The sequence below is a fragment of the Streptomyces sp. NPDC027672 genome (assembly GCF_055566335.1).
In genome coordinates this window covers 15,992-40,849 of the sequence record NZ_JBVHSO010000024.1, presented here as the reverse complement: position 1 = coordinate 40,849, position 24,858 = coordinate 15,992, and the positions used below count along the sequence as shown (strand labels likewise).

21 protein-coding genes are annotated in these 24,858 nt (G+C 73.1%); 10 read left to right on the top strand and 11 right to left on the bottom strand.

Features of this window, described 5'->3' with window-relative positions:
- Nucleotides 1-185 precede the first annotated feature (185 nt).
- The 5 genes from ACZ4SV_RS35385 to ACZ4SV_RS35365 form a co-directional block, all read right to left on the bottom strand.
- Nucleotides 186-578, bottom strand: a complete 393-nt coding sequence (locus ACZ4SV_RS35385) for a thiol-disulfide oxidoreductase DCC family protein (RefSeq protein WP_468010878.1) — start codon at nt 576-578, stop codon at nt 186-188.
- A gap of 126 nt (nt 579-704) precedes the next feature.
- Entirely contained in the window at nt 705-2,027 is a 1,323-nt protein-coding gene (locus ACZ4SV_RS35380; RefSeq protein ID WP_468010874.1) for a cation:proton antiporter, read from the bottom strand.
- Between the two features lie 44 nt (nt 2,028-2,071).
- Nucleotides 2,072-3,532, bottom strand: a complete 1,461-nt coding sequence (locus ACZ4SV_RS35375; protein WP_468010870.1) for a cytochrome P450 — start codon at nt 3,530-3,532, stop codon at nt 2,072-2,074.
- Entirely contained in the window at nt 3,526-4,638 is a 1,113-nt protein-coding gene (locus ACZ4SV_RS35370) for an alpha-hydroxy acid oxidase (protein ID WP_468010866.1), read from the bottom strand. Before ACZ4SV_RS35370 ends, ACZ4SV_RS35375 begins: the two co-directional genes overlap by 7 nt.
- Entirely contained in the window at nt 4,635-6,260 is a 1,626-nt protein-coding gene (locus ACZ4SV_RS35365) for an NAD(P)-binding domain-containing protein (protein WP_468010864.1), read from the bottom strand. Before ACZ4SV_RS35365 ends, ACZ4SV_RS35370 begins: the two co-directional genes overlap by 4 nt.
- A 233-nt stretch (nt 6,261-6,493) precedes the next feature.
- On the opposite strand from ACZ4SV_RS35365, the gene ACZ4SV_RS35360 reads away from it, so the two are divergent.
- Nucleotides 6,494-8,017: a class I adenylate-forming enzyme family protein gene (locus tag ACZ4SV_RS35360; RefSeq protein WP_468010861.1), complete on the top strand. Its 1,524-nt coding sequence runs from the start codon at nt 6,494-6,496 to the stop codon at nt 8,015-8,017.
- 1,120 nt (nt 8,018-9,137) lie between these two features.
- On the opposite strand, the gene argG is transcribed toward ACZ4SV_RS35360, so the two are convergent.
- The 3 genes from argG to cpt all read right to left on the bottom strand — a co-directional run bounded on the left by argG (nt 9,138) and on the right by cpt (nt 12,389).
- Nucleotides 9,138-10,586: an argininosuccinate synthase gene (gene argG, locus ACZ4SV_RS35355; protein ID WP_365883733.1), complete on the bottom strand. Its 1,449-nt coding sequence runs from the start codon at nt 10,584-10,586 to the stop codon at nt 9,138-9,140.
- Nucleotides 10,587-10,742: 156 nt separating this feature from the next.
- Complete coding sequence (locus ACZ4SV_RS35350) at nt 10,743-11,660, bottom strand: TIGR03564 family F420-dependent LLM class oxidoreductase (RefSeq protein ID WP_365883734.1); 918 nt, start codon at nt 11,658-11,660, stop codon at nt 10,743-10,745.
- Between the two features lie 195 nt (nt 11,661-11,855).
- On the bottom strand, nt 11,856-12,389 hold the full coding sequence (gene cpt, locus ACZ4SV_RS35345) for a chloramphenicol phosphotransferase CPT (protein ID WP_468010853.1): 534 nt from the start codon (nt 12,387-12,389) through the stop codon (nt 11,856-11,858).
- A 160-nt stretch (nt 12,390-12,549) separates the two neighbouring features.
- Here cpt and ACZ4SV_RS35340 point away from each other — a divergent pair, with 160 nt between their 5' ends.
- Entirely contained in the window at nt 12,550-14,001 is a 1,452-nt protein-coding gene (locus ACZ4SV_RS35340) for an amidase (protein ID WP_468010848.1), read from the top strand.
- A gap of 186 nt (nt 14,002-14,187) precedes the next feature.
- On the opposite strand, the gene ACZ4SV_RS35335 is transcribed toward ACZ4SV_RS35340, so the two are convergent.
- Complete coding sequence (locus ACZ4SV_RS35335) at nt 14,188-15,162, bottom strand: GlxA family transcriptional regulator (protein WP_468010844.1); 975 nt, start codon at nt 15,160-15,162, stop codon at nt 14,188-14,190.
- Between the two features lie 135 nt (nt 15,163-15,297).
- Here ACZ4SV_RS35335 and ACZ4SV_RS35330 point away from each other — a divergent pair, with 135 nt between their 5' ends.
- Nucleotides 15,298-15,936, top strand: coding sequence for an HD domain-containing protein (locus tag ACZ4SV_RS35330; protein ID WP_468010840.1), 639 nt, complete (start codon nt 15,298-15,300; stop codon nt 15,934-15,936).
- Nucleotides 15,937-15,991: 55 nt separating this feature from the next.
- On the top strand, nt 15,992-16,912 hold the full coding sequence (locus tag ACZ4SV_RS35325) for an NADP-dependent oxidoreductase (RefSeq protein ID WP_468010836.1): 921 nt from the start codon (nt 15,992-15,994) through the stop codon (nt 16,910-16,912).
- Between the two features lie 91 nt (nt 16,913-17,003).
- Here ACZ4SV_RS35325 and ACZ4SV_RS35320 read toward each other — a convergent pair whose 3' ends face one another.
- Nucleotides 17,004-17,651: an HD domain-containing protein gene (locus ACZ4SV_RS35320; protein ID WP_468010832.1), complete on the bottom strand. Its 648-nt coding sequence runs from the start codon at nt 17,649-17,651 to the stop codon at nt 17,004-17,006.
- Between the two features lie 340 nt (nt 17,652-17,991).
- Between ACZ4SV_RS35320 and ACZ4SV_RS35315 the strand changes: the two genes are divergently transcribed.
- The 5 genes from ACZ4SV_RS35315 to ACZ4SV_RS35295 all read left to right on the top strand — a co-directional run bounded on the left by ACZ4SV_RS35315 (nt 17,992) and on the right by ACZ4SV_RS35295 (nt 21,827).
- Nucleotides 17,992-18,528 carry an EF-hand domain-containing protein gene (locus ACZ4SV_RS35315; RefSeq protein ID WP_468010828.1) on the top strand — a complete coding sequence of 179 codons (537 nt, stop codon included), beginning with the start codon at nt 17,992-17,994 and terminating at the stop codon, nt 18,526-18,528.
- A complete protein-coding gene (locus ACZ4SV_RS35310; protein WP_468010823.1) occupies nt 18,525-19,658 on the top strand; it encodes an isocitrate/isopropylmalate family dehydrogenase in 1,134 nt (377 codons plus the stop codon). The genes ACZ4SV_RS35315 and ACZ4SV_RS35310 overlap by 4 nt, the downstream gene beginning before the upstream one ends.
- Nucleotides 19,655-20,302: a cysteine hydrolase family protein gene (locus ACZ4SV_RS35305; protein WP_468010820.1), complete on the top strand. Its 648-nt coding sequence runs from the start codon at nt 19,655-19,657 to the stop codon at nt 20,300-20,302. Before ACZ4SV_RS35310 ends, ACZ4SV_RS35305 begins: the two co-directional genes overlap by 4 nt.
- Nucleotides 20,281-21,174, top strand: coding sequence for a class I SAM-dependent methyltransferase (locus ACZ4SV_RS35300; protein ID WP_468010817.1), 894 nt, complete (start codon nt 20,281-20,283; stop codon nt 21,172-21,174). Before ACZ4SV_RS35305 ends, ACZ4SV_RS35300 begins: the two co-directional genes overlap by 22 nt.
- 146 nt (nt 21,175-21,320) lie before the next feature.
- Entirely contained in the window at nt 21,321-21,827 is a 507-nt protein-coding gene (locus ACZ4SV_RS35295; RefSeq protein ID WP_468010813.1) for a DUF4232 domain-containing protein, read from the top strand.
- A gap of 76 nt (nt 21,828-21,903) precedes the next feature.
- Here ACZ4SV_RS35295 and ACZ4SV_RS35290 read toward each other — a convergent pair whose 3' ends face one another.
- On the bottom strand, nt 21,904-23,217 hold the full coding sequence (locus ACZ4SV_RS35290) for an extracellular catalytic domain type 1 short-chain-length polyhydroxyalkanoate depolymerase (RefSeq protein ID WP_468010809.1): 1,314 nt from the start codon (nt 23,215-23,217) through the stop codon (nt 21,904-21,906).
- Nucleotides 23,218-23,471: 254 nt separating this feature from the next.
- On the opposite strand from ACZ4SV_RS35290, the gene ACZ4SV_RS35285 reads away from it, so the two are divergent.
- Complete coding sequence (locus tag ACZ4SV_RS35285; protein ID WP_468010805.1) at nt 23,472-24,830, top strand: glycoside hydrolase family 10 protein; 1,359 nt, start codon at nt 23,472-23,474, stop codon at nt 24,828-24,830.
- Nucleotides 24,831-24,858: the final 28 nt, after the last annotated feature.

Below are 24,858 nucleotides of genomic sequence, written 5' to 3'. Positions count from 1 at the left end.
GCGACAACCTTCCCGAAAGGCGGGCCGTTTCACGGGGCCCGCGACGTCCGTGAGCGCGCACCCTCCATGCGGCTGCGCTGCCGGGAGTGGTGGATGCGTGTCCAGGGAGCCGTCTGCCCCGGTCTGATCACCGTATGCACGTTTGCTGTCGCGTCGAACAGAGAACCGGCGAACGGCCCTCCCGCTCAGTCGGCTCCCGGCCGCCGGCCGGGGGGCACGGCACAGGCCGGCGTGCCGCCGGGGAGGCGGTGGCGGTTGCGGGCGATGACGCGGTAGACGCCGTGGGCGGCCCAGCGCAGGGGCGGCAGTCGCAGGAGCGCCCCGGCGACGGCCCAGCCGCGGCCCGCGCTCAGCAGCGCTCTGGCGACCGCCTGCGCACCGCCGTACACCCGCCCGTCGGGGGTCACCCACAGGGCCTCGTACTCGGCCCGCTGCCGGGTGACGCCGAGGGCGTCCAGCTCGGCCCGCTGGCCGGCCTCGATGTCGCAGCGCGGCTTGACCCACCTCCGGGCGAAGGCCACCGAAGCGGAGCAGAAACCGCAGTCGCCGTCGTAGACCAGCACAGGCAGCGTTCGCATGCCCTCCATGATGCGCCTTGACGAGCCCCAGCGACCGACGGCCGGCCCGCCGCCCGCGCGTCCGCGACGAGCGCCCGGAGCCGGGGACGCGCGGTCGGCCGGCGTGGCCGCCAGCCGGCGTCGTCGTCAGCCGGTGCCGTGGGTCCGGGGGCTGTGCCCGGTGGGTGCCGGGCCCGCGCCGGGGCCGGCGGAGGTCGTCTCGGCGGGCGGGGTCCGGTCCGGCAGGTCGGTGCGACCGCGCCGGTCCAGCAGGGCCAGCAGCGGGCTCGTCATCACCGTCGTCACCAGGGCGACGATCACGAGCACCCCGAACAGCGCGGGCGAGGCGATGCCCGCGGCCAGGCCGACGTTGATGGCGATGAGCTGCATCAGGCCGCGCGCGTTCATCAGCGTGCCGACGCGGACCGCGACGGCCTGCGGCTCGCCCATCAGCCGCGCCATGGCCCAGCAGGCACCGAACTTGCTGACGATCGCCACCAGCACGCAGGCCGCGGTGAACAGCAGCAGCCGGCCGTCGGACAGCAGCGTGAAGTCCGTGTTGAGTCCGGAGTAGGCGAAGAACAGGGGCAGGAACACGATGCGGCTGATCGGCGCGATGGCCGCCACCGCGCGGGTCACCACCGGGTCGCGGGGGAAGGCGATGCCGAGGCTGAAGGCGCCGAACACGGCGTACAGGCCGATGCGGTCGGTGTACCACGCGGCGAGGAACAGCAGCAGGACGGTGACCAGCAGCATGTGGTCGTCGGTCAGTTGCCGCGCCCGTTCCAGGGCCGCGGGCCGGACGCGGAGGAAGAGCCACAGCAGCACGGCCAGGCCCGCCGTGCCGGCCACCGCCAGCAGGAAGGTGTCCGCTCCCCCGCCCGCCATGCTGAGCACTCCTGCCAGCAGCACCCACGCCACGGCGTCGTCCAGCGCGCCCGAGGCCAGGGAGACCGCCCCGAACCGGGTGTGGGTCAGGCCGCGTTCGGTGATGATCCGGGCCATCATCGGGAAGGCGGTGATCGACACGGTGACTCCGACGAACAGCGCGCCCACCGTCGTGGAGACGCCGTCCGGGTAGAGGTCCACCGTGCCGTGCGCCGCCCAGGCCAGCCCGGTGCCCAGGACGAGCGGGACGACGATGCCGGCCGCGGAGACCGGGACCGCCGTGCGGCCCACCGACCGGAGCCGGTCGGTGCGGAACTCGTACCCGGACAGGAACATGAACACGACGAGGCCGACCTGCCCCGCCACGTACAGCACGGGGCGGATCTCGTCCGGGAACACCGCCTTCTCCAGGCCGGGTGAGACGAGACCGAGGACGGAGGGGCCGAGGGCCACCCCGGCGACCATCTCGCCGACCACGGGCGGCTGGCCCAGTCGGCGCAGCAGCCAGCCGACGAGGCGGCACACGGTGAGGATGACGGCCACGGCGAGGAAGAACGCCGGACCCATCTCGGTGGTCGACAACGGTGACTCCTTGGTGAGGAGACGCGGGAGGAAGGTGGGGCCCGTCAGGCTCGCCGGCCCGGGTACGGGCAGGTGCGCGCGGCCTGTTCCCGTCCCGTCCCGGTGCCGGGCAGACCTTGGTCGCCGTCGAGCGGGCGGCCCTCGGTGTCGTGCCGGGCGAAGTACGTCGCGGCGGGCCTGGTGCGGCGGGCCTCCAGCACCATCCAGGTGCCGAAGAGGAGTTGCAGCAGGCTGCGTCCGACGTCCTCGGCCCGGTCCCGGACGGTCAGCGCCGTCCGCAGGACGCCTCGCAGAGGCCGCGGGAGCGGGCGGTCGCGGGGGACGAGCAGACAGGGGGCGCGGTGCGGGATGGAGCGGGTGTGGCCGACGGGAGAGTCGAGCACGTACCGGGCCAGCACCTCGCGGGTCGCGGCGCGCATGACGACCGGGGCGAGGCGCCAGGCGGGGCAGGGCCGGTTGGCGGCGACGCCGAACGGGATGTGGTGGGCGTCCCGGGCGGAGAGCGACTCCCAGCGCGCGGGGTCGAAACGCTCGGGGTCCGGGTAGCCGGTGGCGTGGTAGTCGGGGTAGCTGAAGGCCAGGACGGAGCCTGCCGGGATGACCGGCAGACCGTCGAGGGCGAGGTCCGCGGTGGTGATCCGGTGGGCCACCCCGAACAGCGGGTAGAGGCGGAACGTCTCGTTCATGACGTGCGTCAGGTAGCGGTCGTCGTCGGGGGCGGCCGCCACCCGCCGCTGTGTCTCCGGGTGCTGGGCGAGGACCAGCAGGAGGTGGGCCATCGCCTCGGACATCTGGACGACCGCGGTGTTAAAGAAGGTGCCCTGGAGGTAGAACGCCTGCTGGCGGCGGGTCAGGCCGGCGGGCAGCGCGTGGGGCACGTCCCCGGCGGCCAGCCGGCGCAGCAGATAGCGGGTCAGCCGGTTCCGGCGGCGCATATGGCGCAAACGGGTGCACTTGAGGGCGTTGACGACGTCCTCGGCGTGGGCGACGATCAGCCGCCGGGCCTCGGCCGGGCACGGCTCCTCGAAGACCAGCCCGTAGAAGAACTCGGCCCACACCGGCATCATCAGGTCCCGCAGCCGTACCGCACGCACGCGGCCGGTGCCGGCCGCTTCCAGGACCTGCCGGGTGTGCCGGGCCGCGGCGGCGGACAGTTGCGCCGACGGGCCGGAGAGGATGTCGAGGGTGCGCCGGGCGACCTCGTCGTAGCGGGGGCCGGCCTCCAGGTGCTCCTGGTGGACGTCGGCGCCGGGCGCGAGCCAGTACCAGAACAGGTCGGACAGCGCCGCGCCCTTGCTGCGGCCGGCGGCGGCCGGATGGCCGTAGACCTCCTGGAAACGGTCGGGCCCGAAGACGGCGTCGGGGAAGAGCATGCCCTCGTCGCCGTTGACGCGGGCGAAGACCTTCGTCCGCAGGGCGACGACCCGGTCGGGCAGCCAGGCCGGGGAGGACAGCAGCAGCGCGCCGCCCGCGGCCAGTGCCGCCGCCGTCGTCCTGCTCACCATGTCCGCTCTCCTTCCGGTGGCCGGTGCGGGAACCCGCGCGGGACCACCTGGTCGGCCGTGAGGTCCCCGGGCCGGCGTCCGCCGCACAGGGCGAGCGCCCGGCCGAAGTCCTCGCGCAGCGCCGTCAGGGCCTCCCGCACCCCGTCCTCCCCGGCCGTGGCCAGGGCCCACAGCACGGGCCGGCCCACCCCGACGGCCCGGGCGCCGAGGGCGAGGGCCAGCGCGATGTCGGTGCCCCGGCGCACCCCGCCGTCCATGAGCACCGGCACCCGTCCGGCGACGGCGCGGGCCACGGCCGGGAGCGCCTCGACGGCGGCGGGAGCGGCGTCGAGCTGTCGTCCCCCGTGGTTGGAGACGAGCAGCGCGTCCACCCCCCGCTCGACGGCCACGCGGGCGTCCTCGGGGTGCAGTACGCCTTTGAGGACGAGGGGCAGACCGGTCAGTTCGCGCAGCCGTGCCAGGTCGTCCCAGCCGGCCGGCCACATGGTGATGTCGCGGGTGCCGCCCGGCGCGGTGCCGGGCAGGTCCCGCATGTTCTCGGCCGCGAGTCCGGGCGGCAGATCGTGGAAGCCGTTGCGCAGGTCACGGGTGCGCGGGCCGAAGACGGGCGAGTCGACGGTGACGACGAGCGCGGAGCACCCCGCCCGTTCGGCGCGGCGCACGAGTGCGGCGGTGACCTCGGTCTCCGGTTGCAGGTAGAGCTGGAACCAGACCACGGCCTCCGGGTCCGTCCCGCGGGCGGCGGCGACCACGTCCGCGACGGCGGTGGTGGCGGCCATTCCGGTCACCAGCGGGGTGCCGGTCGCGGCGGCGGCCCGCGCGGTGGCCAGTTCGCCCTCGGGGTGGGCGAGGCGGTGGAAGGCGGTGGGCGAGACGAACAGCGGCGCCGGCCACTTCCGGCCCAGCACGCCCACTTCGGTGTCGCGGCCGGCGCCGCCGCGCAGCACCCGGGGAAGCAGGGCGAGCCGGCTGAAGGCGTCCTCGTTCTCCCGGAGTGCCGTCTCCTCGCCCGCGCCGCCGGCGATGAAGTCGTAGTGCTCGGGGCGGAGCCGTTCGCGGGCCCGCTCGGCCGCGTCGCGGGAGCGGGCGGGGCGCGGGCGGGTCATGCCGGGGGCGCGGCGGGTTCCGCACCGGCCGGGAGGTCGTTCCCGGCGGGCAGCCGGGAGGCGAGGAAGGAGCGGAGCGGGCCGACGTGGACGTCGGGGTTGTCCCACTCGTTCTCCAGGTTCTCGGTGAGGTGGTGCTGGGCGACCGGCTCGCCGGTGCCGTCGGGGCGGAACTGCCGTACGACGGGGTGCAGATAGCGCGCGTCGAGGCCGCCGGTGTCCTGCTGGGGCGTCCTGCGGACGGTGATGTCGAAGGGGTCGACCCGGTCGTGGTCGGCGCCGTACTCCAGCGTGACGGTGAAGTAGGAGGCCAGGTCGCCGAAGTCGCCGCGGGCGGCGGCCTCGTGCAGATGCGCCACCGGGACCTCCTCGCAGTAGCGCACCCGGCCGTCGGTGCCGGCCAGCACCGCGTCGCCGAGGAATCCGAACAGCTGCCACAGGGCCGAGGTGCGGTTGACCCGTTGGACGACCGCGTCCGTCACGGCGCCGGCGGAGGCGGGCAGGGCGGTGTGCGGCCATTCCCGGTCGTGGTAGCGGCGTTCGAGTATGCGGTGCAGCGCCTTGACGCCGTACCGGAAACCGTGAATGAAGCCGTTGGTGGACTTCTTGAAGTCCAGGGACTGGGTGATGGTGCCGGCGAAATACAGACCGGGCACGTTCACGGATTCCCAGGCGGGGGTGAGCCGTGGGAAGCGGTCCTTGATGACGAGGTCGGGACGGCAGTCGTCGTCGAACACCGAGGCGTCGAAGCGGAATCCGGTGGCCAGGATCACCCGGTCGTACGGGATGTCCTTCACCACTTCCTCGACCCGGGCGAATTTCACGCTCACCACATAGGTGCCGTCCGGGTTCCGCGCTATGCGCAGGATGTCCCCGTCCAGTACGGCGTTCTGGGACTTGAGCTGGTAGGTGTCCAGGAAGTTGTTGTTGACGGCCCGCAGATGTCCGACGAAATGCGTCCGCCAGGCCAGCTTGAGCGAGCCGGGGCCGGCGACGTGGATGACGGCTGCGGTCTCGATGAGGTTGTCCGCGGTTTCGAACGCGGAATTGCCGCGCCCGACGATCAGCACCCGCTTGTCGGTGAACTCGGCCGGGTCGACGGACACCTCGGCGTAGTGTTCGGCCTCCTCGGCGCCCTCGATGGGCGGCACGTAGGGCCGCGAGACACCCGTGGCGACGATGATCCGCCGGGCCCGGACAACGTTGCCATGCTGGTCCGTGGCGGCGAACAGGCCGCCGTCGGACCGGCCGACGCGACACACGCGGGTGTTGAACCGGATGCGCAGCTCGTGCGTCCGCGCGAAGTCCGCCAGATAGCGGACCATGTCGTCGGCCGGAGGGAAGTACCGCGGGGAGTAGGCGGTGAACAGCGGTCCCTCGTCCGAGAGCAGCGAGTTCCAGTCGACGCGCAGCCGCAGCTCCGGATCGCTCCAGCCGGTGTGCACCTTGTTGGAGGAGATAAGCGTCCGATGCCTGGGAAAACGAGTGAAGAAAGCGCCCGGAGCGTCACTCTCTTCGACGACGAGGTAATCTCTGCCGCTTTTCCCTAGAAAGTACCCGGCCTGAAGTCCGGCGGGACCGCCGCCGATGACGAGATAGTCAACCTGTCCTAAATCAGACATGGTTTTCTGCCTTCCGTGGGGGCGACGAAGACGATACTTGATGATTAAAGGACGAGACCAGTCCGCCTCAATGTGATGTAGGTCACTCCCCCTCCGATGGGGTGAATTCCCCTGGTCGGATAACGTGAGCGGGTCATTGGCGGGTCATGTGCGCTCCTCCCCGCCCGGCATGGACGTTTTCCAGTCATTCACAGCGCCTTTACGTCGGTTTTTCCGGCCCACAAGGAGCCGAAGTGGACGAAAAGCCCGGAGAAGTCTTCCCGCGAGCACTGCTCGACGCGTTCCGCGACGCCCCCGGCCTGACCGCGTTCGAGTACGAGGGACGCGCGGTCACCCGCGGAGAGGTGCTCGTCTCGATCGCCGGCTTCGTGCGTGGCCTGCGCGGCGCGGGCTTGACGGCGGGCTCCCGCGTGGCCCTCGACACCGGGGTCACACCGGAGGCGTTCGCCGTCCGCGTGGCCGCCCATGTCGTCGGCTGCCAGGTCGTCGGTCTGCGACCGGGGCTGACCGGCGAGCACCTGCGCGACATCCTGGCCCGCGGGGTCGACGCCGTGGTGACGGACGACGCCGCGAGCCGGCCCCACCTGGCCGCCGCGGCGGGCGGCATCCCGCTGCTGGAGACCGGCGGCGCGCTGCGGCCCCCGGCGTCCTTCGTACCCGGCCCCGACGACCTCACCGCGCGGGGCGAGCCCGACGGCATCGGCGTCATCCACCTCACCAGCGGGAGCACCGGCCGGCCCAAGGGCACGCTGGTGACCTACGGCGCCCTGTCCCAGGGCTGGGCCCTGCAGCCCGCCCGCTGGACCGACCGCACCCGACGCCTCGCGGCACGCTACGCACGCTTCCTGCTCTTCGGGACGCTCACCAGCGCCGTCATGTTCGAACACCTGGTCCTGGCGCTGCTGGGCGGAGGCACCGCCGTCATCCCGGCACAGCCCCTGCGGTTCCCCGAGGTGTTCGCCGAGCTGCGCGTCACCGCCTGCATGACGACGGTGCCGCGGCTGTACGGCATCCTCGACGCCGTACGCGACCGCGCCGTGGACACGAGCAGCCTGCGCGCCCTCGTCGTGGCCGGATCCCCCCTCGCGCCCCACCGGCTGACCGAGGCGGCGGAACTGCTCGGACCGGTGGTCCACCACGCCTACGGCCAGACCGAGACCGGGATGCTCACCCTGCTGGAACCCGACGAGCTGGCGGCCGATCCCGGCCTCGCCGACAGCGTGGGACGACCGCTCGACACCGTCGAGATGGCCGTGCGCGACCCCGACGGCCGGGACCTCCCGCGGGGACGGACGGGCGAGGTGTGGGTCCGGCTGGCGGACGCGTTCTGCGGCTACTGGGAGGACCCGCGGGAGACCTCGGAGGTGCTGCGGGACGGCTGGGTCCGCACCCGGGACCTCGGCCGGCTCGACACCCGAGGGCACCTGCGGCTGGCCGGACGCACGCGCGACATCGTCATCGTCGACGCCGTCGTCCACTACGCGGGCCCCATCGAGCGGGCCCTGGCCTCCCACCCCGGCGTCGACCAGGCGTACGTCGTCGGGATACCGGACGAGCGGACCGGCGAGGCGATCCACGCCTTCGTCGTCCCGCAGCCCGGCGCCACCCCGGAGACGGACGCGCTGCGCGAGCTGGTCGCCCGGGAGGTGGGCGAGGCCTGCGTCCCGGCCTCGATCGTCCACCTCACCGAGGTCCCCACCGCCCCCAGCGGCAAGCCGGACAAAGCCGCGCTACGGGCCCTGCTCACACCCCGCTGAACGACTGCGCCACTGCTGGGGGACGGCCGCGCGCGGCCGGTGCCGGGCTGCCGTACGGCCCGCGATATGCGGGGGCGGGCGTCCGGTGGACCCGGGTTGACGGACCGCCTACGGGGACGATCCGCGGCGAGCGGGCACCGGCGGTCCCGGATTGGCGGGCCGCCTACGGGGACGATCCGCAGTGGGCGGGCGTCAGCGGTCCGGGCGTCCGCCACACGGAGACGATCCGCGTTACGCGGGCGTTCCGCGTTAGGCGGGCGTCGACGGTCCGGGCGCGGGGAGCCGAGGGCGGAGCCAGGTCGCAGAACGCGGACGCGCAGCCGGGTCCCGGCATCCGGACGCCGGGAGCGGTGCCGGGTCGCCTCACCCGGACGCGGTGAGCCGACGGCGAAGCCGTATCGCGGAACGCGGGCGAAGCCGGGTCACGGCGTCCGGACGCGGAGCCGGGTCGCGCACCCTGTTTGGCTGGAGTGCAGCGGAGGCCACGGGTCGGCCGGAGGCCGGCCCCGGCCCGCAACGCGGGGCGGATGCCCTACGGTTGGCCCGGCGCGCGGAGCGCGTGCCGCCTGGCGGTGAGCGGAGCGAGCCGCATCCGCTCACGCGGACGGGAGCGAGTCGGGGAGCGCAGCGCGCCGGCTCACGGCGCCGGGCGAAGCTCGGAGGGACCCGCTCCGCGGGAGAACGCGGACGCGAAGCGGGCTCCCCGCATCCGGACGCCGGGAGCCGGCGGAGCCGGGGCGGGGAACGCGGCGGAGCAGGATCACGGCACCCGGACGCGGGGAGCCGATGGCGAAGCCGGACCGCGGAACGCGGACGCGGAGCCGGGTCGCAGAACGCGGCGAATCCAGGTCGCCGCACCCGGACGCGGAGAGCCGACGACGGAGCCGGACCGCGGACCCGGAGCCGGATCGCGAAACTCGGACCCGGAGCCCGAACCCGGACCCGGCCCGGGAACCCGGACCCGGATCGCCGCGCCCCGACGGCGGCGGGGAGTCGTGGTCCAGTGGTTTCCGCACCGCGGGCGGGGCGGCGCTGTCACCGTCGTCCAAGAGAGAAGCGCACAGGCAAGGGGCCCCACCGGTCCCAGACCGGCGGGGCCCCTTGCCCCGAGGCGGGGTGATCAGTCCGTGCCGGATTCCATGGCGGCGCGGTCCAGCGCCTCGTCTTCCTCCGAGACCGCGCCCCGGGAGGCGATCGCCTCGGCGCCGCCCTGGGGCATCGCGCCGATCAGACCGGTGGAGGCGGCCTGGGCCGCGCCGATCAGCGCGGGGTGCTCCGTGCCGACCATGCCGAGGTCCGCGTACTGCTCCAGCCGGGCGCGGGAGTCGGCGATGTCCAGGTTGCGCATGGTGAGCTGGCCGATGCGGTCGGACGGGCCGAACGCGGAGTCCTCGGTCCGCTCCATGGAGAGCTTGTCCGGGTGGTAGCTGAACGCCGGGCCCGTGGTGTCGAGGATCGAGTAGTCCTCGCCGCGCCGCAGCCGCAGCGTCACCTCACCGGTGACCGCGGCACCGACCCAGCGCTGGAGCGACTCGCGGATCATCAGCGCCTGCGGGTCCAGCCAGCGGCCCTCGTACATCAGGCGGCCCAGCTTGCGGCCCTCGTTGTGGTACTGGGCGAGGGTGTCCTCGTTGTGGATCGCGTTGACCAGGCGCTCGTACGCGGCGTGCAGCAGCGCCATGCCGGGCGCCTCGTAGATGCCGCGGCTCTTGGCCTCGATGATCCGGTTCTCGATCTGGTCCGACATGCCGAGCCCGTGCCGGCCGCCGATCGCGTTGGCCTCCATGACCAGTTCGACCGGGGAGGCGAACTCCTTGCCGTTGACCGTCACGGGGCGGCCCTGGTCGAAACCGATGGTCACGTCTTCGGGGGCGATCTCCACCGACGGGTCCCAGAACCGCACACCCATGATCGGGTCGACCGTCTCGACGCCGGTGTCCAGGTGTTCCAGCGTCTTGGCCTCGTGGGTGGCGCCCCAGATGTTGGCGTCGGTCGAGTAGGCCTTCTCCGTGCTGTCGCGGTACGGCAGCCCGTGCGCGAGCAGCCACTCGGACATCTCCTTGCGGCCGCCCAGCTCGGTCACGAAGTCGGAGTCCAGCCAGGGCTTGTAGATCCGCAGGTGCGGGTTGGCGAGCAGACCGTAGCGGTAGAACCGCTCGATGTCGTTGCCCTTGAAGGTGGAGCCGTCGCCCCAGATCTGTACGTCGTCCTCCAGCATCGCCCGGACCAGCAGCGTGCCGGTCACGGCGCGGCCCAGGGGGGTGGTGTTGAAGTAGGCGCGCCCGCCGGAGCGGATGTGGAACGCGCCGCAGGCGAGCGCGGCCAGCCCCTCCTCCACCAGGGCCGCCCGGCAGTCGACCAGGCGCGCGATCTCGGCACCGTAGTTCGTCGCGCGGCCGGGCACCGAGGCGATGTCGGGCTCGTCGTACTGGCCGATGTCGGCGGTGTAGGTGCACGGGACGGCGCCCTTGTCGCGCATCCACGCGACGGCGACCGACGTGTCGAGGCCGCCGGAGAAGGCGATGCCGACGCGCTCGCCGACCGGAAGGGAAGTGAGGACCTTGGACATAGGAAGAGTATGCACCCTTACACATAGACATGCATAGTGCGGGTCGCTTTCGAGACCCTCCAAGATCCTCTGGCCGGATCCGATACCACCGCCGGCGCTCCGTCCGTCACCGCGGCGCGGGTCGCGCCGCGGCGGTCACGGGACGCCTCCTGCGGCTCAGCCGCCGGCCAGTTCGCCCAGCAGCGCGAACGTCCGGCGCTGGTCGGCCTCCCCGCCCAGGTCGGTCGCCGTGAACACCACCTCCGTCGCTCCGGCGTCGCGGTAACGGCGTACCTCGGCGGCGACGTGCTCCTCGTCGCCGATGACGGCGACGTCGACGGCCCGGGTGCCGCCGGACAGCTCGATGACCCGCTGGTAGGACGGGAACCTCTCGTAGAAGGAGAGCGTCTCGACCGCCGTCCGCCGCACCTTCTCGGCGTCGGAGGTGACCACGCCGGGCACGAAGGCGACGATCCGCGGCGCCGGCCGGCCCGCCGCCTCGGCCGCCGCGGTGACGGCGGGGACGATGTGCTCGGCCAGCGCGCGCGGTCCGGCCAGCAGCGGCAGGATGCCGTCCGCGAGCGTGCCGGCGACGCGCAGGGCCTGCGGTGCCATGGCGGCGACCAGGACGGGTACCGGCGGTTCGGCGCCGGGCACGGTGGCCGGGAGCGGGGTGCTGGCGGTCAGCAGCTCGCCGTGGAAGTCGGTGCTGCCCGTCTCCAGCAGCGGCCGCAGCGCGGTCAGGAACTCGCGGAGCCGGGCGATGGGACGCTCGTACGGGATGCCGAAGCCGGTCTCGGTGAAGTGTTTGGTCCCGAGCGCGAGCCCGAGGTGGTACCGGCCGCCGGTGGCGGCCTGGGCCGTCTGGGCCTGACTCGCGACGAGCAGCGGATGGCGGCCGAAGACCGGGATCGCCGAGGTGCCGACCTGGAGGCCGGGCACCTCGCGGCCGACGATCGCGGCCAGCGCCGGGGAGTCGTAGGAGAAGGTCTGCCCGAACCAGGCGGACGTCAGCCCGGATTCCCGGGCCTCTCGGGCGAGTCGCACGATGGTGTCGATCGGGTCGAGATGAGAGAGCGATACTCCGATGGTCATGTAGACGGCAACGAGGCCGCGTGGGACGTCATTCCGGCCCGTTTGTGTCAAGCTCGTGACGGCTGGGAGACCGGCCCGGCGTGGTCGCGCGGGACGGTCGCCGTCGGCAACGCCTCTGGCACACGCGCTGGTTGACCAGACGTGCGCGAGTGACGGCATCCCCGGCCGCCCGGCGACGGGCGGCCCGGCCGTCGGTCACTCGGCATGCGCGGCGATGGTCCGTGCGCAGTCCATCGCCTCCGCGTGTGTGGTGTCCACCTCCAGGTCGTAGCGCACGCCCTGGTGGACCAGTGCCGCCTGGGCGGCGGCCATGCCGACGGTCCGGTCGCCGCGGGCGATCTCGCGGCCCGCGGCCACCGCCGCGTCGCACCTGACGCCGACCCACAGCACCCGCAGTCCGCTCAGGGCCTTCTGCCAGCGCTGCTGTGAGTACGCGCCGCCGAGGAAGACCTCGTCGACGATGACCCGGGCGCCCGCGCGGGCCATCGCGGCGACGCCCTCGATCCACGCCGCTTCCAGCGCCCGGAACTCCGGGCCGACGGTCACCTCTCCGTCCGGGGCGAAGCCGATGCCGCCGTCCGACGCCTCCAGGGACGCCGGCATCGCGTCCACCAGCGTGTCCGTCCCGAGGGCCAGCCACGGATCCGGCAGGACCGCCTGCAGACACCGGACGATGCCGGACTTCCCCGAGCTGGAACCACCGTTGACAAGGATCACCTGAGTCTCCACCGAGCCACCGTAGAGGCGCCGGGACACCGTGGGAAACGGATTTCCGAGGGACCCCGCACCGCCTGCCACAACCGGGCAGACCCTCCCGGGAGGAGACCCCAACCCGCCTGCGCCGAAAGACATTTCACGGCTCCACCCGATGGCCGGTACGGTCCGCTCCATGGACTGGAATTTTCTGACGGCCGAAGACCTCATCGCTGCCTTACGGGCCGGTGACGTGACCTCGGCGGAACTGACCGACGCGGCGATCGCCCGGATCGAGCGGGACGACAAGGCGGTCAACGCGATCTGCGTGCCGGACTTCGACCGCGCGCGGGCCGCGGCGCGCGACGCCGACCAGGCGCGCGCCCGCGGCGAGGACCGGCCGCTGCTCGGCGTTCCGGTGACGGTCAAGGAGTCCTACGACGTCACCGGGCTGCCCACGACCTGGGGCATACCCCAGCACCGGGACCATCTGCCGGCCGAGGACGCCGTACAGGTGTCGCGGCTGAAGGCCGCGGGCGCGGTGGTGCTCGGCAAGACCAATGTGCCCGTCGGGCTGCAGGATATCCAGAGCTTCAACGACCTCTACGGCACCACCAACAACCCGTGGGATCACCGCCGTACGCCGGGCGGGTCGTCCGGGGGATCGGCGGCGGCCCTGGCGTCCGGGTACGGCGCGCTGTCCATCGGCTCCGACATCGCCGGTTCGCTGCGCACCCCCGCGCATTTCTGCGGTGTCTACGCGCACAAGCCGACGCACGGGCTGGCGTCCACCCGCGGTATGGTCCCGCCGGGCACCCCGGCCCTGCCGGCCGACCCCGACCTCGCCGTCGTCGGTCCGATGGCGCGCAGTGCCCGCGACCTCGCGCTCCTGCTCGACGTCATGGCGGGACCGGACCCGCTGACGCTCGGTGTGGCGCACGACGTGACGCTGCCGCCCGCGCGCCACGAGCGGCTCCGCGACTTCCGGGTGCTCGTCCTCGACGAGCACCCGCTCATCGCCACCGCCGCCGCCGTGCGGGCGGGCGTGGACCGGGTGGCCGGCGCGCTCGCCGGCGGCGGCGCCCGCGTGGAGCGGCACAGCGCGCTGCTGCCCGACCTGGCCGAAGCCGCGGTGCTCTACATGCAGTTGCTGTACTCCGGTTTCTCCGCGGGCTTCCCCGTCGAGACGTACGAACGGCTCCGGATCCGCGCCGCCGGGCTGGACGCGGACGACCTGAGCCTGGAGGCCACCCGGCTGCGGGGCATAGCGTTCAGCCACCGCGAGTGGATCCAGGCCAACGCCCGCCGCGAACTGCACCGCCACGGCTGGCGGGAGCTCTTCGCCGAGTTCGACGCCGTGGTGTGTCCCGTCACACCCACTCCCGCGTTCCCGCACGACCACCACCCCGATCCCACGGAACGCCGGATCGACGTCGACGGTGTCTCCTACCCGTACTTCGACCAGCTCGTGTGGGCCGGTGTGGCCACCATGCCGGGGCTGCCCGCGACCGCCGTACCGACGGGCCGGTCCCCCGAGGGGCTGCCGGTGGGAGTGCAGCTCGTCGGGCCGATGTTCGAGGACCGCACCCCACTGCGGCTGGCCGAACTGCTGGAGCAGGAGATCGGCGGCTTCGAAGCGCCCCGGTAGGGCGTTGCCGTCGCCGCGGGCCGGCGGCGCGGGACGGCCCGGTACGGCCGGACCGTCCCGCTCCAGCCGGCCGGCTGCCGTGGTGCTGCGGGCCGGGGACGCAGGGGTCTGCCGGCCGCGTCCGGCGGGCCCCGGCCGCTGTCCCGTACGCCGCACCGGGAGGCCGGCCCCGGCTGCCCCTTCGCCCTAGGTGGCGGATGCGCGGCGTGCGGTGGCGAACCGGCGCTGGTAGGCCGCGGGCGAGATCGACAGCTCCCGCGCGAAGACGCGGCGGAGGGCCTCGTAACTGGGGAAGCCGGCCAGGGACGCCGCCCGGGTGGCGGTGTGCCCCTGGTCGAGGAGCGACTTCGCGATGTCGAAGCGGATCGACTCGACGTACCGGGCCGGTGTGGTGCCCAGTTCCTCCCGGAACAGCCTCGTGAGGTGGCGCGTACTGATGTTGAGGTGGCGGGCCAGTCCGGCGAGGGAGCAGTCGCCGGCGGGATCCGCCGTGACCAGGTCGACGACCCCGCGCAGGGCGGGCGACCGGGGCGGCGGGCCCTGCAGGGGCGCGGAGAACTGGGACTGGCCGCCCGCGCGCTGCAGGTAGACCACGAGGGAGCGGGCGACCTCCCGGCTGACGTCGGGACCGTGGTCCTCCTCGACGAGAGCCAGCGCGAGGTCGATGCCGGCGGTGACGCCCGCCGAGGTGTACGTGGTGCCGTCGCGCACGTAGATGGCGTCGGGTTCGACACGGGTCCCCGGATGCCGGGCGGCGAGTTCGCCGGCGATCCTCCAGTGGGTGGTGGCCCGCTTGCCGTCCAGCAAGCCGGCCGCGCCGAGGACGAACGCGCCGGAGCACACCGACGCGACCCGCCCGGAGCGGACCGCCAGACCGCTGGTGGCTTCCACCAGGTCACTGGGGACGGGAGTGCGCGGATAGAGGTCCCCTCCCGGCATCAGGAACGTGCCGGGATCCGGCTCCGCGGCGGCGCTGCCGTCGACGGCCATCCGCATGCCGACCGAGGAGGCGACATCGGCACCGGTCGCCGACACCAGGACGATCCGGTAGTCGGCGCCGAGCAGGTTCGCTTCCCCGAACACCTCGGCGGGACCGGCGACGTCCAGCAGTTTCACCCCGTCGTAGACGAGGATCGCCACCCGATGCGCACCCGGGCTCACTGGCCCATCCTGAGGTGACCGCATTCGAGTGGTTCCTGGCCGGACCGAGGCGGCGCCGGGGGCCGGCCGGACGGCACCGTGGAGAACGGACGCACGGTCCGCTCCCAGCACATCGCACCGGAAAGCACGGACATCATGACGGACATCATCGCAGGGGTGGAGATCCCCGGGACCCCGGCCGCCGCGGAGGCCACGGACTTCCTCCGGGACCGGACGAACCCCCTGCTCTTCCACCACTCCCGGCGGGTATTCCTCTTCGGTTCCCTGCACGCGCGCGAGCTGGGCCTGCGGCCGGATCCCGAGCTGCTCTACATCGCCGCGATGTTCCACGACACCGGCCTGCTGATCCCGTTCTCCGGCGCGCGGCAGCGTTTCGAGCTGGACGGCGCCGACCACGCGCGGGCGTTCCTGCGCGACCGCGAGTTCTCCCGGCAGGCCGGCGACACCGTCTGGACGGCGATCGCCCTGCACTCGACACCGGGGATTCCCGGCCGGATGGGCCCGGAGATCGCCGCCACGAACTACGGGGTGCTGACCGACGCGGTCGGCTGGGGGCTGGACCGGCTGGACGACGGCCGGCTCGCGGAGATCGTCGCCGCTCATCCGCGCGGCGATTTCAAGAAGGAGTTCCTCCAGGCCTTCGTCGACGGCCTCAAGGACCGCCCGGACACCACCTACGGGACCGTCAACGCGGACGTCCTCGAACACTTCGTTCCCGGATTCCGCCGTACGTCCATGGTCCAGCGCGTCCTGGACGCCCCCTGGCCGCGGTGACCCGGCCGGGGCGAGCACACGAACGTCTCCCGAGCACGCCAAGAGAGGACCCCTCGTGCGAGCGATCACCGTCCGAGACCGCGAAGCCGGAGTCACCGGGCTGACCCTGGAGGACCTTCCCCGTCCGCACGCCGCCGAGAACGACGTCATCGTGCGGGTGCACGCCGCGGGCTTCACCCGGGGAGAACTCGACTGGCCCGGGACCTGGTCCGACCGCGCGGGCCGCAACCGCACCCCGAGCGTGCCCGGCCACGAGGTGTCGGGAGTGGTGGCGGAACTCGGCTACGGGACCACCGGACTCACCGTCGGCCAGCGGGTCTTCGGGCTGACCGACTGGACCCGCGACGGTTCGCTCGCCGAGTACGTCGCCGTGGAAGCCCGCAATCTGGCCCCGCTCCCGGCGGACGTCGGCCACACCCGCGCGGCCGCGCTGCCGATCTCCGGGCTGACCGCCTGGCAGGGCCTGTTCGACCACGCCCGCCTCGCCACCGGCCAGAGCGTCCTGGTCCACGGCGCCGCGGGCGCTGTCGGCTCGATCGCGGTGCAGCTCGCGCGGGAAGCGGGCGCCCGCGTGGTCGGCACGGGCCGCTCCGCCGACCTGGACACCGTCCTGGACCTGGGCGCGCACGCGTTCCTCGACCTGGAGGCCGACCGGTGGGAGGACGCCGGCCCCGTCGACGTCGTGTTCGACGTGATCGGCGGTGACGTCCTCGGCCGCTCGGCGGCGCTCGTGCGCCCCGGCGGCACGCTGGTCACCATCGCGCACCCGCCCGCTGTCCGCCCCGACGACGGCCGGGCCGTGTTCTTCGTCGTGGAACCCGACCGCGCGCGCCTCGCCGACCTCGTCCGGCGGCTGCGGGAGGGCCGGCTCCGGGTACGGGTGGGCGCGGTCCGGCCGCTGGCCGAAGCCGCCGCCGCCTTCGCACCGGGACAGCGTGTCCCCGGCCGCACGATCATCCGCGTGGCCGAGGACTGAGGGGGCGGGCGGGCCTGCCGCACCGGCCGGGACGCCCGCCGCTGCGGCGACGAGTGCGGTCAGGCCGCGTACGGCGCCGGGTCCGGACGTGCTACTCGGCCCAGGGCGAGTCGAGGATGACGCGCACGAAGTCCTCCCGCCGGAATCCGGGCACGAAGTGCTCCAGCACGTCGGCCTTGACATTGCCGAAGGTGGTCTGCGGCCGGGGGCGGATGCCGTCGGTGAAGGCCGCGAGGATGCGTTCCTTGAAGCCGGGCCGGGGGTGCAGGGCGACGATGTCCGCGCGGTCCGCGTCGGAGATCGCCTCGTACCCGATGCCGAGGACGTCGTACTCGACGCCCGCGGTGACGAGCGCGACCTCCGGTTCCATGAATTCCGGTATGCCGGGTGTGGTGTGCAGCGCGATGGCCGTCCACACCCGCCGCACGCTGTCCTCGGGCACGCCGTGCGACTGGAGGAAACGACGGGCCTCGTCGGCGCTGTCCACCTCGAACCGGCGTCCGCTGGTGCGGAACTCCTCGTTCAGGCCGAGATCGTGGAACATGGCCCCGAGGTACAGCAGCTCCGGGTCGAAGCCGAGGTCCCGGTTGCGGCCCTGGAGGCTGCCGAAGAAGTAGACCCGGCGCGAGTGGTGGTAGATCAGGTCACTGGTACTGTCCCGGACCAGTTCCGTCGCCTCGCGGGCCAGCTTCGTGTCCGGCACGGGGATACCGGCCGTAAGGTTCGTGTCCGCAGTCATCGCCTGCCACCTCTTCGTCGTTCGGATGCGGGGTTCCGGGATCCGGCCCGGCACCAGTGTTCTGCACCGCGCGGTGCCCGGACCACGTCCGCACGGCCACATGTCCCCCAGATGCGGACACGAGGCGCCAGCCGCCTTCCGCCTGGCCGCCGGCACCTCGCGCCGCTCTCCCGGCTCATGCCGCTTCATGCGTCATCCGGGAGATTCCCTTCTTTCGTGTGCACCTGGCCGGCTTCCCGCGCCGGTGCCCGCACGGCGGGCCGATAGTGGTGGGGCCGTCGCGGCCCCGCCCGGGGAAACGGTGGCGTCCCCGCCCGAGCGCCGCTCCAGAGGAGGCACCATGCCCACCACCGAGGCGAACGACCGTGTCCAGCTCGTCTTCTCCCTGTTCGACGCCGACGGCAACGGCGTTCTGGAGGCCGACGACTTCGAGCTGATGGGCAAGCGGGTCGTCGCGGCGGTGCCCGAGGCCGGGGACACGGCGCGGGACAGACTGCTCGACGCCTTCCGGGGCTACTGGGAGACGCTCGTCCGTGAGCTGGACACCGACGGCGACGGGCGGATCAGTCCCGAGGAGTTCACCGCCGTGGTGCTCGCCCCCGAGCGGTTCCACGCCACGGCCGACGCGTTCGCGGACGCCCTGGCCGCCCTGGGCGACCCGGACGGCGACGGCCTGGTCGAACGCGGCCACTTCACCGCCCTGATGACGGCCATCGGGTTCCGGCGGCCCAACATCGACGCCCTCTTCGACGCCTTCGGCCCGGCCGACGGCGACCGGGTCCCCACGGCCGTCTGGGCGGACGGCATCCGGGACTACTACCGCCCGGAGAAGGCCGGCATCCCCGGCGACCACCTCACCGCCGGCACGGCCCGGTGAGCGACCCCAGCGTTCCCGCCCCGGCAACGGAGGCGCGCGTCGCCAAGCCCGTCATCGGTCTGGCGGTGGGCCGGGGCACGGGACCGGAGGTCGCGGACGTCTTCGAGCGCGTCCTCGGCGCGCTGACCGCCGGGCATCCGCACGGCGTGACGATCGAGCGCTCCCCCCGCCTGTACCACTCCTACGTCTCGCTCCGCGCCGAACGGGACGTGGCCGCGGTCCAGGCGCTGACCGCCGAGGACGCGGACCATTACGAGCGGTTCTGCCGGACCCGGGCCGAGCAGGGCACCGAGGCGATCTTCCGCACCGCCGTCAACGCCCAGTCCCTCTACCTCGTCCGGCAGCGGCTGCGCGCCGTGAAGGTGGACCTCCTCACCGACGCCGGGCGCTCCCTGCTCCTCGTGCGGGACCAGGCCCAGGGGTTCTACACCGGGGACAACCGGCACACGCCCGGCGAGGTCACCCGGACCATGACCTTCAGCCGGGAGATCACCGAGGCCGTGGTCGCCTACGCCCTGCGGCGCGCCCGGCGGGAGTGGCCGGACGGACGCCTCGACCGCATCGTCATGGCGTACAAGTTCCACCTGCTGGACGGCGCCCTCGACGCCTGGGTGGCCGGCCTCGCGGACCGGCTCGGCATAACCGTCGACCTGTTCCAGCCCGACACGGTCAACCGCAACCTCATCACCCACGGCCTGCCCGACCGCACGCTGATCGTCGCCGGGAACGAGTGGGCCGACATCATGCACGTCATACTGCTCGACCGGTTCGGCTCCGACCGGCAGGAGAACCGCTGCACCGAGAACGTCTGCCTCGCACCGGGCCTGGCCGGCCTCGTCGAGTACCAGACGGTGCACGGGTCCGCCGACGACCTCGCCGGGCGGGACCTGGTCAACCCGGTGGCGACGATCCGCGCGGCCGCGCTCGTCGCGCAACGCCACGCCGGGTGCCCCGGGGCGGTACGGGCCGCCGAGCGGGCCTTGCGCACGCTGGACCAGCGCGGGGTGCGCACCCCGGACCTCGGCGGACGGCACTCCACCACCGCCGTGGTCGACGCGCTGCTCGGCTGCCTCGACGTACCCGGACCCGACGGCACGCCGCGGGACGCCGCCCTGGTCGGCGGGCCGTGACCGGCGGGGAGGCGGCCGGGACGGCGCTCGTCGTGGTGGACGTGCAGAACGACTTCTGCACCGGCCCGACGGCCCTGGCCCGGTTCGGCGAGGACCCGGCCGTGCTGGAGGCGGCCGTCGCGGGGTGCGTCCGGGCGGTGGCCCTGGCCCGCGAACGCGGTGTGGAGGTGGTCTTCGTACGGTTCGTCGGCGACCCCGAGTTCCAGGGCGCCGCCTGGCGGCTGCGGGACCGCGCCCTCGGCAAGCGGCCCACGTGCAGGGAGGGCTCCTGGGGCGCGCGGTTCCACGCCGTCGCCCCGGCCCCGGGCGAGCGGGTGTTCACCAAGCGCGCCTGCTTCGACGCCTTCCTGGGCGACGGCTTCGAGGAGCACCTCACCGCGCGGGGCGTGGGCCACTTGGTCCTCGCCGGGCTGTACGCGGACGTGTGCGTGGACTCCACCGCCCGTACGGCGTTCCAGAAGGGCTTCCACGTGACCGTCCTGGCGGACTGCACCGCCGCGCTGCACCTGCCGTACGAGGCCGTGCTGAGGTTCATGCGCCTCGTGTACGGCGCCCGGACCACCACCGCGGACGACCCCCGGGCGTGGACGGCGTCCGTGTCCCGGCCCGGGGAGGAGAGGCTGTGTGTGCCGCCGCCGAGGTGACCGCCGGTGTGGCCCGGGGTGTGGCCCGTACCGCCCTGCTGGTGGCCGCGGCCCGCGCCATCGAGACGCATCGCCCCGACGCCCTGGCCCGGGACCCGTTCGCGGAGCACTTCGTGCGCGCGGCACCGGTCTCGGCCGGCTGGCCGGTCCGTCCGGAGCAGGTGCCCGCCGGTGAGGCCGATCCGCTGTGGGGCCGCCTCGGCCGGTACTTCGGCCTGCGCACCCGTGTCCTGGACGATCATCTGCTCCACCGCGCGGACCGGGGCGTCCGGCAGGTGGTGCTGCTGGGAGCGGGCCTGGACTGCCGGGCGTTCCGCCTCGGCTGGCCGCCGGGCTGCACGGTGTACGAGGTGGACACGGCCGGTGTGCTGGCGTTCAAGCAGGCGGTGCTGGACCGGACCGGGGCCGTCCCCACGGCCGGGCGCCGCACCCTCGCGGCCGACCTCCGGCTCGGCTGGAGCGAGGCACTGCTCGGCGCGGGCTTCGATGCCGCCGCGCCCACCGCGTGGCTCGCCGAGGGACTGCTGCTCTACCTCCCGGCGGACGCCGAGCGCCGCCTCATGACCACGATCGGCCGGCTCAGCGCGGCGGGCAGCTCCCTGGCCTACGAGATCAAGGAGATCGCCGAATCACCGCGGGTACGGGCCAGTCCCGTCTACACGGCGGCACGGCGGCGCCTCGGCATCGACCTGCTCGCCCTGTTCGACAGCCGGGCGCGCCCCGACTCGGCCGGTGCACTCGCCGGCCGGGGCTGGTCGGTGGCCGTCCACACGCCGTACGACTTCACCGCCCGGCACGGCCGCGGTCCCCGCCCGGAGCCGGACGACGCCCTGGCGGCCAACCGCTGGATCTTCGCCGCGGCACCGGAATAGTCGTTCCGGCGGGCGGCCGGGACGGGACGGTGGTTCAGCGTTCAGTCACTCGGTGTCCAGTGGTCCACGGTTCAAGAGGGGTCCGTCGTCCCCTCCGCGGTACCAGGTACGTGCCAGCCACTTCGCTCCACTCATCGGAGGTTCTCATGCAGCGTGTCCGGACCATCGCCCTGTGCGTCGCGGCCGGCGCCCTGGTCTCCTCCCTCTCCGCCGCCGTCCCCGCCGGGGCGGTTCCCGGCGCAGGCTCGCCTGCCTGCAAGAACGTCACGCTGTCCTGGGCCGGCGGTACGGCCGGGCCCGGCGGTGGCAGCGACCGGCAGGAGACGGCGCGGGTCCAGGTGCGCAACAGTGGCGACCGTGCCTGTTCCCTGCTCGGCGCGCCGTCGGTCATGCTCACCACCGACGGCCCGCCGGAGACGCTGTCCCAGCGGCCCGGGGGCGACAGCGTGCACCTCGCGCCCGGAAAGAGCGCGCGGTTCACGATCACCTTCCTCAGCGACGCCGGGAAGAACGGGAACGAGGTCATCCGGCCCGATCAGGCCGTGGTCACCCTGCCCGGCGGCACCGTGAAGACCCTCACCTGGCTGTGGGGCGGTGTCACCCGGCAGGAGGCCGCCAGTCACCCCGGCAACTACGTCGGCCCGATCGCCTGACCTGCTCTTCCGCGCCGGGAACCGGACCGCTCGCCAGGCCCTGCGACCGGCCGTGAGCGCCGTTCACGGACGACCGTCAGGGCTGCTGCGTCGCGCAGGCCGCTCCGTTGAGGCTGAAGGCCGTCGGGGCGGAGGTGTCGCCGGTGTGGGTGGCCTGGAAGCCGAGGGTGGCCGAGGCGCCGGGGGCCAGGGTGGCGTTGTAGGGGGCGTTCCGCGCGGTGACGGTGCCACTGGCGGGTGCGTACTGGGCGTTCCAGCCGGAGGTGATGGTCTGCCCTGCCGGGAGGGTGAACGTCAGCGCCCATCCGTCGACCGGCGCGGTGCCGGTGTTGGTCACGGTGACCGCGGCCGTCAGCCCGGTGTTCCAGGTGCTGGTCGTGTAGGTCACCCGGCAGGCGCCGGCCGGTGTGGTGGGCGGGTCGGTCGGCGGGTCGGTGGGCGGCGGGGTGGTCGCGGAGTCCAGTCCGAAGAAGGAGATGGCGCGGGCGGCCATGCCGGTGGTCGGCAGGGCGTGTCCGACGCCCTGGAGGCTGATGGCCTCGACGGGGGCCTGGGTGCCGGTGCCGCCGTAGCGGGTGCGGGTCCAGGCGGACTGCGGGTGGTCGGTGAACGCGGGCGTCTGGCTCACGCCGAGGACGTTGGTCCACTGCTTGATCTCTTCGCCGAAGTTCGGGTAGCGCAGCGTGGTGTCGTCGGTGCCGTGCCACAGCTGCATCCGGGGCCGGGGGCCGCTGTAGCCCGGGTAGGCGCCGCGGGCGAGGTCGCCCCACTGCTGCGGTGTCTTCGTCACGGTTCCGTTGGCGCACGCGGTGTTCCAGCTTGAACCGTCGGTCGTGGCGAAGCAGCCGAAGGGCACGCCCATGAAGGCGGCTCCGGCCTTGAACACGTCGGGGTAGTCGCCGAGCAGGACGTTGGTCATCATCGCGCCCGACGAGGCGCCGGCGACGTAGACGCGGTCCGGGTCGGCGCCGTAGTGCTGCTCGGCGTAGGTGACCATCGACATGATGCCGACCGGGTCGCTGCCGCCGCCGCGCTTGAGCGCCTGGGGCGAGGAGACGTCGAAGCAGCCGCCGCTGCGGGTGACGGACGGGTAGACGACGAGGAAGCCGTACCGGTCGGCCAGCGAGGCGAACTCGGTGCCGGAGTAGAAGGCCGGACCGGAACCGGTGCAGTAGTGCACCGCCACCAGGACCGCGGGGCGGGCCGGCGCGCTGTCCGGGCGGTAGACGTACATGCGCAGGTTGCTCGGGTTGGCTCCGAACCCGGTGACCTCCGTCAGGGAGGCCGCGTGGGCGGCCGGCACGGACAGGGTCAGCGCGGCCAGCAGCGACACCAGGCCGGCGAGCAGGGCGGTCAGCAGGGACCGTGGCCTCGGCCTTCTTCGGATCATGTCAGCCTCACCTCGGAACATCGAAACATTCGGACGTCTTTCGGAACGCGCTGCGTCACGTTAGGGGCGCCGGAAAGCGGCGTCAACCACTCCCGCAGGAGCACAACTCCCCCACGAGCCAAGGCGGGGTCGACCTTCGGCCAACCGCTCGAAGTGATGCGTGAACCGTTGACCGCTGTCTCTCTGGTTCGTAATCTGCGCGTCACATTCGACAACTGATGCGAAAGTTTCGAAGAAACGGAGCTGGCATGCTCATGCCTAAATCACTCCCCAGGCGGGCGGCCGGGGTGTTCACCTCGGTGCTGCTCGCCGCGACGACGGCCACGGCGCTGTCGCACAGCGCCGCCGCCGCCGACGGCACCCTCGGCTCGGCCGCGGCCGCGAAGGGCCGCTACTTCGGCACCGCCGTGGCGGCGGGCCACCTCGGCGAGTCCGCGTACACCGGCACGCTCGACCGCGAGTACAACGCGGTCACGCCGGAGAACGAGATGAAGTGGGACGCCACCGAGTCCACCCGGAACACCTTCACCTTCGGCGCCGCCGACCAGATCGTCGGCCACGCGCAGAGCAACGGCATGAAGATCCGCGGGCACACGCTGGTGTGGCACTCCCAGTTGCCCTCCTGGGTCTCCGGTCTGGGCGCCGCCGATCTGCGCACGGCGATGAACAATCACATCACCCAGGTCATGCAGCACTACAAGGGCAAGATCTACGCCTGGGACGTCGTCAACGAGGCCTTCCAGGACGGCTCCAGCGGCGCCCGGCGCAGCTCGCCCTTCCAGGACAAGCTGGGCAACGGCTTCATCGAGGAGGCGTTCCGCACCGCCCGGTCCGTCGATCCCGACGCCAAGCTCTGCTACAACGACTACAACACCGACGGCGTCAACGCGAAGAGCAACGCGGTCTACGACATGGTCAAGGACTTCAAGGCCCGCGGCGTGCCGATCGACTGCGTGGGCTTCCAGTCCCACTTCAACAGCGCCTCGCCGGTCCCGTCCGACTACCAGGCCAACCTGCAGCGCTTCGCCGACCTCGGCGTGGACGTGCAGATCACCGAGCTGGACATCGAGGGGTCCGGCACCGCGCAGGCCAACAACTACGCCAACGTGGTCAAGGCCTGCCTGGCCGTCACCCGCTGCACCGGCATGACCGTCTGGGGCATCACCGACAAGTACTCCTGGCGCAGCAGCGGCACCCCGCTGCTGTTCGACTCCAACTACGCGAAGAAGCCCGCGTACGACGCCGTCCTGACCACGCTCGGCGGTACCGGGGGCGGTGACGGGGGCGGCGGCGGCAACGGCGGCGACCCCACTGCGGCGTGCACCGTCGCCTACGCCCGGACCGCCGACTGGAACGACGGCTACAACGGCCAGGTCACGGTGACGGCAGGCTCCGCGCCGATCACGAACTGGACGGTGACCCTCACCTTCCCCTCCGGGCAGCAGGTGTCCGCGCTCTGGAACGGCAGCCCGGCCTGGAACGGCAGCACCGCGACGGTCCGCTCCACCTACAACGGCAGCCTCGCGGCGGGCGCCTCGACCGATTTCGGCTTCACCGTCATGAAGAACGGCAACGCGGCGGCTCCCACGCTCGGGACCTGCACGGCGTCCTGACCACCGGACCCGTCCGGCAGGCGCCCGG

Excerpts from the sequence above, each read along its gene's own strand:
- ACZ4SV_RS35330 (WP_468010840.1), top strand. The coding sequence starts at position 15,298 with ATGACGGACATCATCGCAGGGGTGGAGATCCCCGGGACCCCGGCCGCC.
- ACZ4SV_RS35385 (WP_468010878.1), bottom strand. The coding sequence starts at position 578 with ATGCGAACGCTGCCTGTGCTGGTCTACGACGGCGACTGCGGTTTCTGC.
- ACZ4SV_RS35320 (WP_468010832.1), bottom strand. The coding sequence starts at position 17,651 with ATGACTGCGGACACGAACCTTACGGCCGGTATCCCCGTGCCGGACACG.
- ACZ4SV_RS35315 (WP_468010828.1), top strand. The coding sequence starts at position 17,992 with ATGCCCACCACCGAGGCGAACGACCGTGTCCAGCTCGTCTTCTCCCTG.
- ACZ4SV_RS35365 (WP_468010864.1), bottom strand. The coding sequence starts at position 6,260 with ATGTCTGATTTAGGACAGGTTGACTATCTCGTCATCGGCGGCGGTCCC.
- ACZ4SV_RS35350 (WP_365883734.1), bottom strand. The coding sequence starts at position 11,660 with ATGACCATCGGAGTATCGCTCTCTCATCTCGACCCGATCGACACCATC.
- ACZ4SV_RS35340 (WP_468010848.1), top strand. The coding sequence starts at position 12,550 with ATGGACTGGAATTTTCTGACGGCCGAAGACCTCATCGCTGCCTTACGG.
- ACZ4SV_RS35375 (WP_468010870.1), bottom strand. The coding sequence starts at position 3,532 with ATGGTGAGCAGGACGACGGCGGCGGCACTGGCCGCGGGCGGCGCGCTG.
- ACZ4SV_RS35285 (WP_468010805.1), top strand. The coding sequence starts at position 23,472 with ATGCCTAAATCACTCCCCAGGCGGGCGGCCGGGGTGTTCACCTCGGTG.
- ACZ4SV_RS35295 (WP_468010813.1), top strand. The coding sequence starts at position 21,321 with ATGCAGCGTGTCCGGACCATCGCCCTGTGCGTCGCGGCCGGCGCCCTG.
- ACZ4SV_RS35370 (WP_468010866.1), bottom strand. The coding sequence starts at position 4,638 with ATGACCCGCCCGCGCCCCGCCCGCTCCCGCGACGCGGCCGAGCGGGCC.
- ACZ4SV_RS35290 (WP_468010809.1), bottom strand. The coding sequence starts at position 23,217 with ATGATCCGAAGAAGGCCGAGGCCACGGTCCCTGCTGACCGCCCTGCTC.
- argG (WP_365883733.1), bottom strand. The coding sequence starts at position 10,586 with ATGTCCAAGGTCCTCACTTCCCTTCCGGTCGGCGAGCGCGTCGGCATC.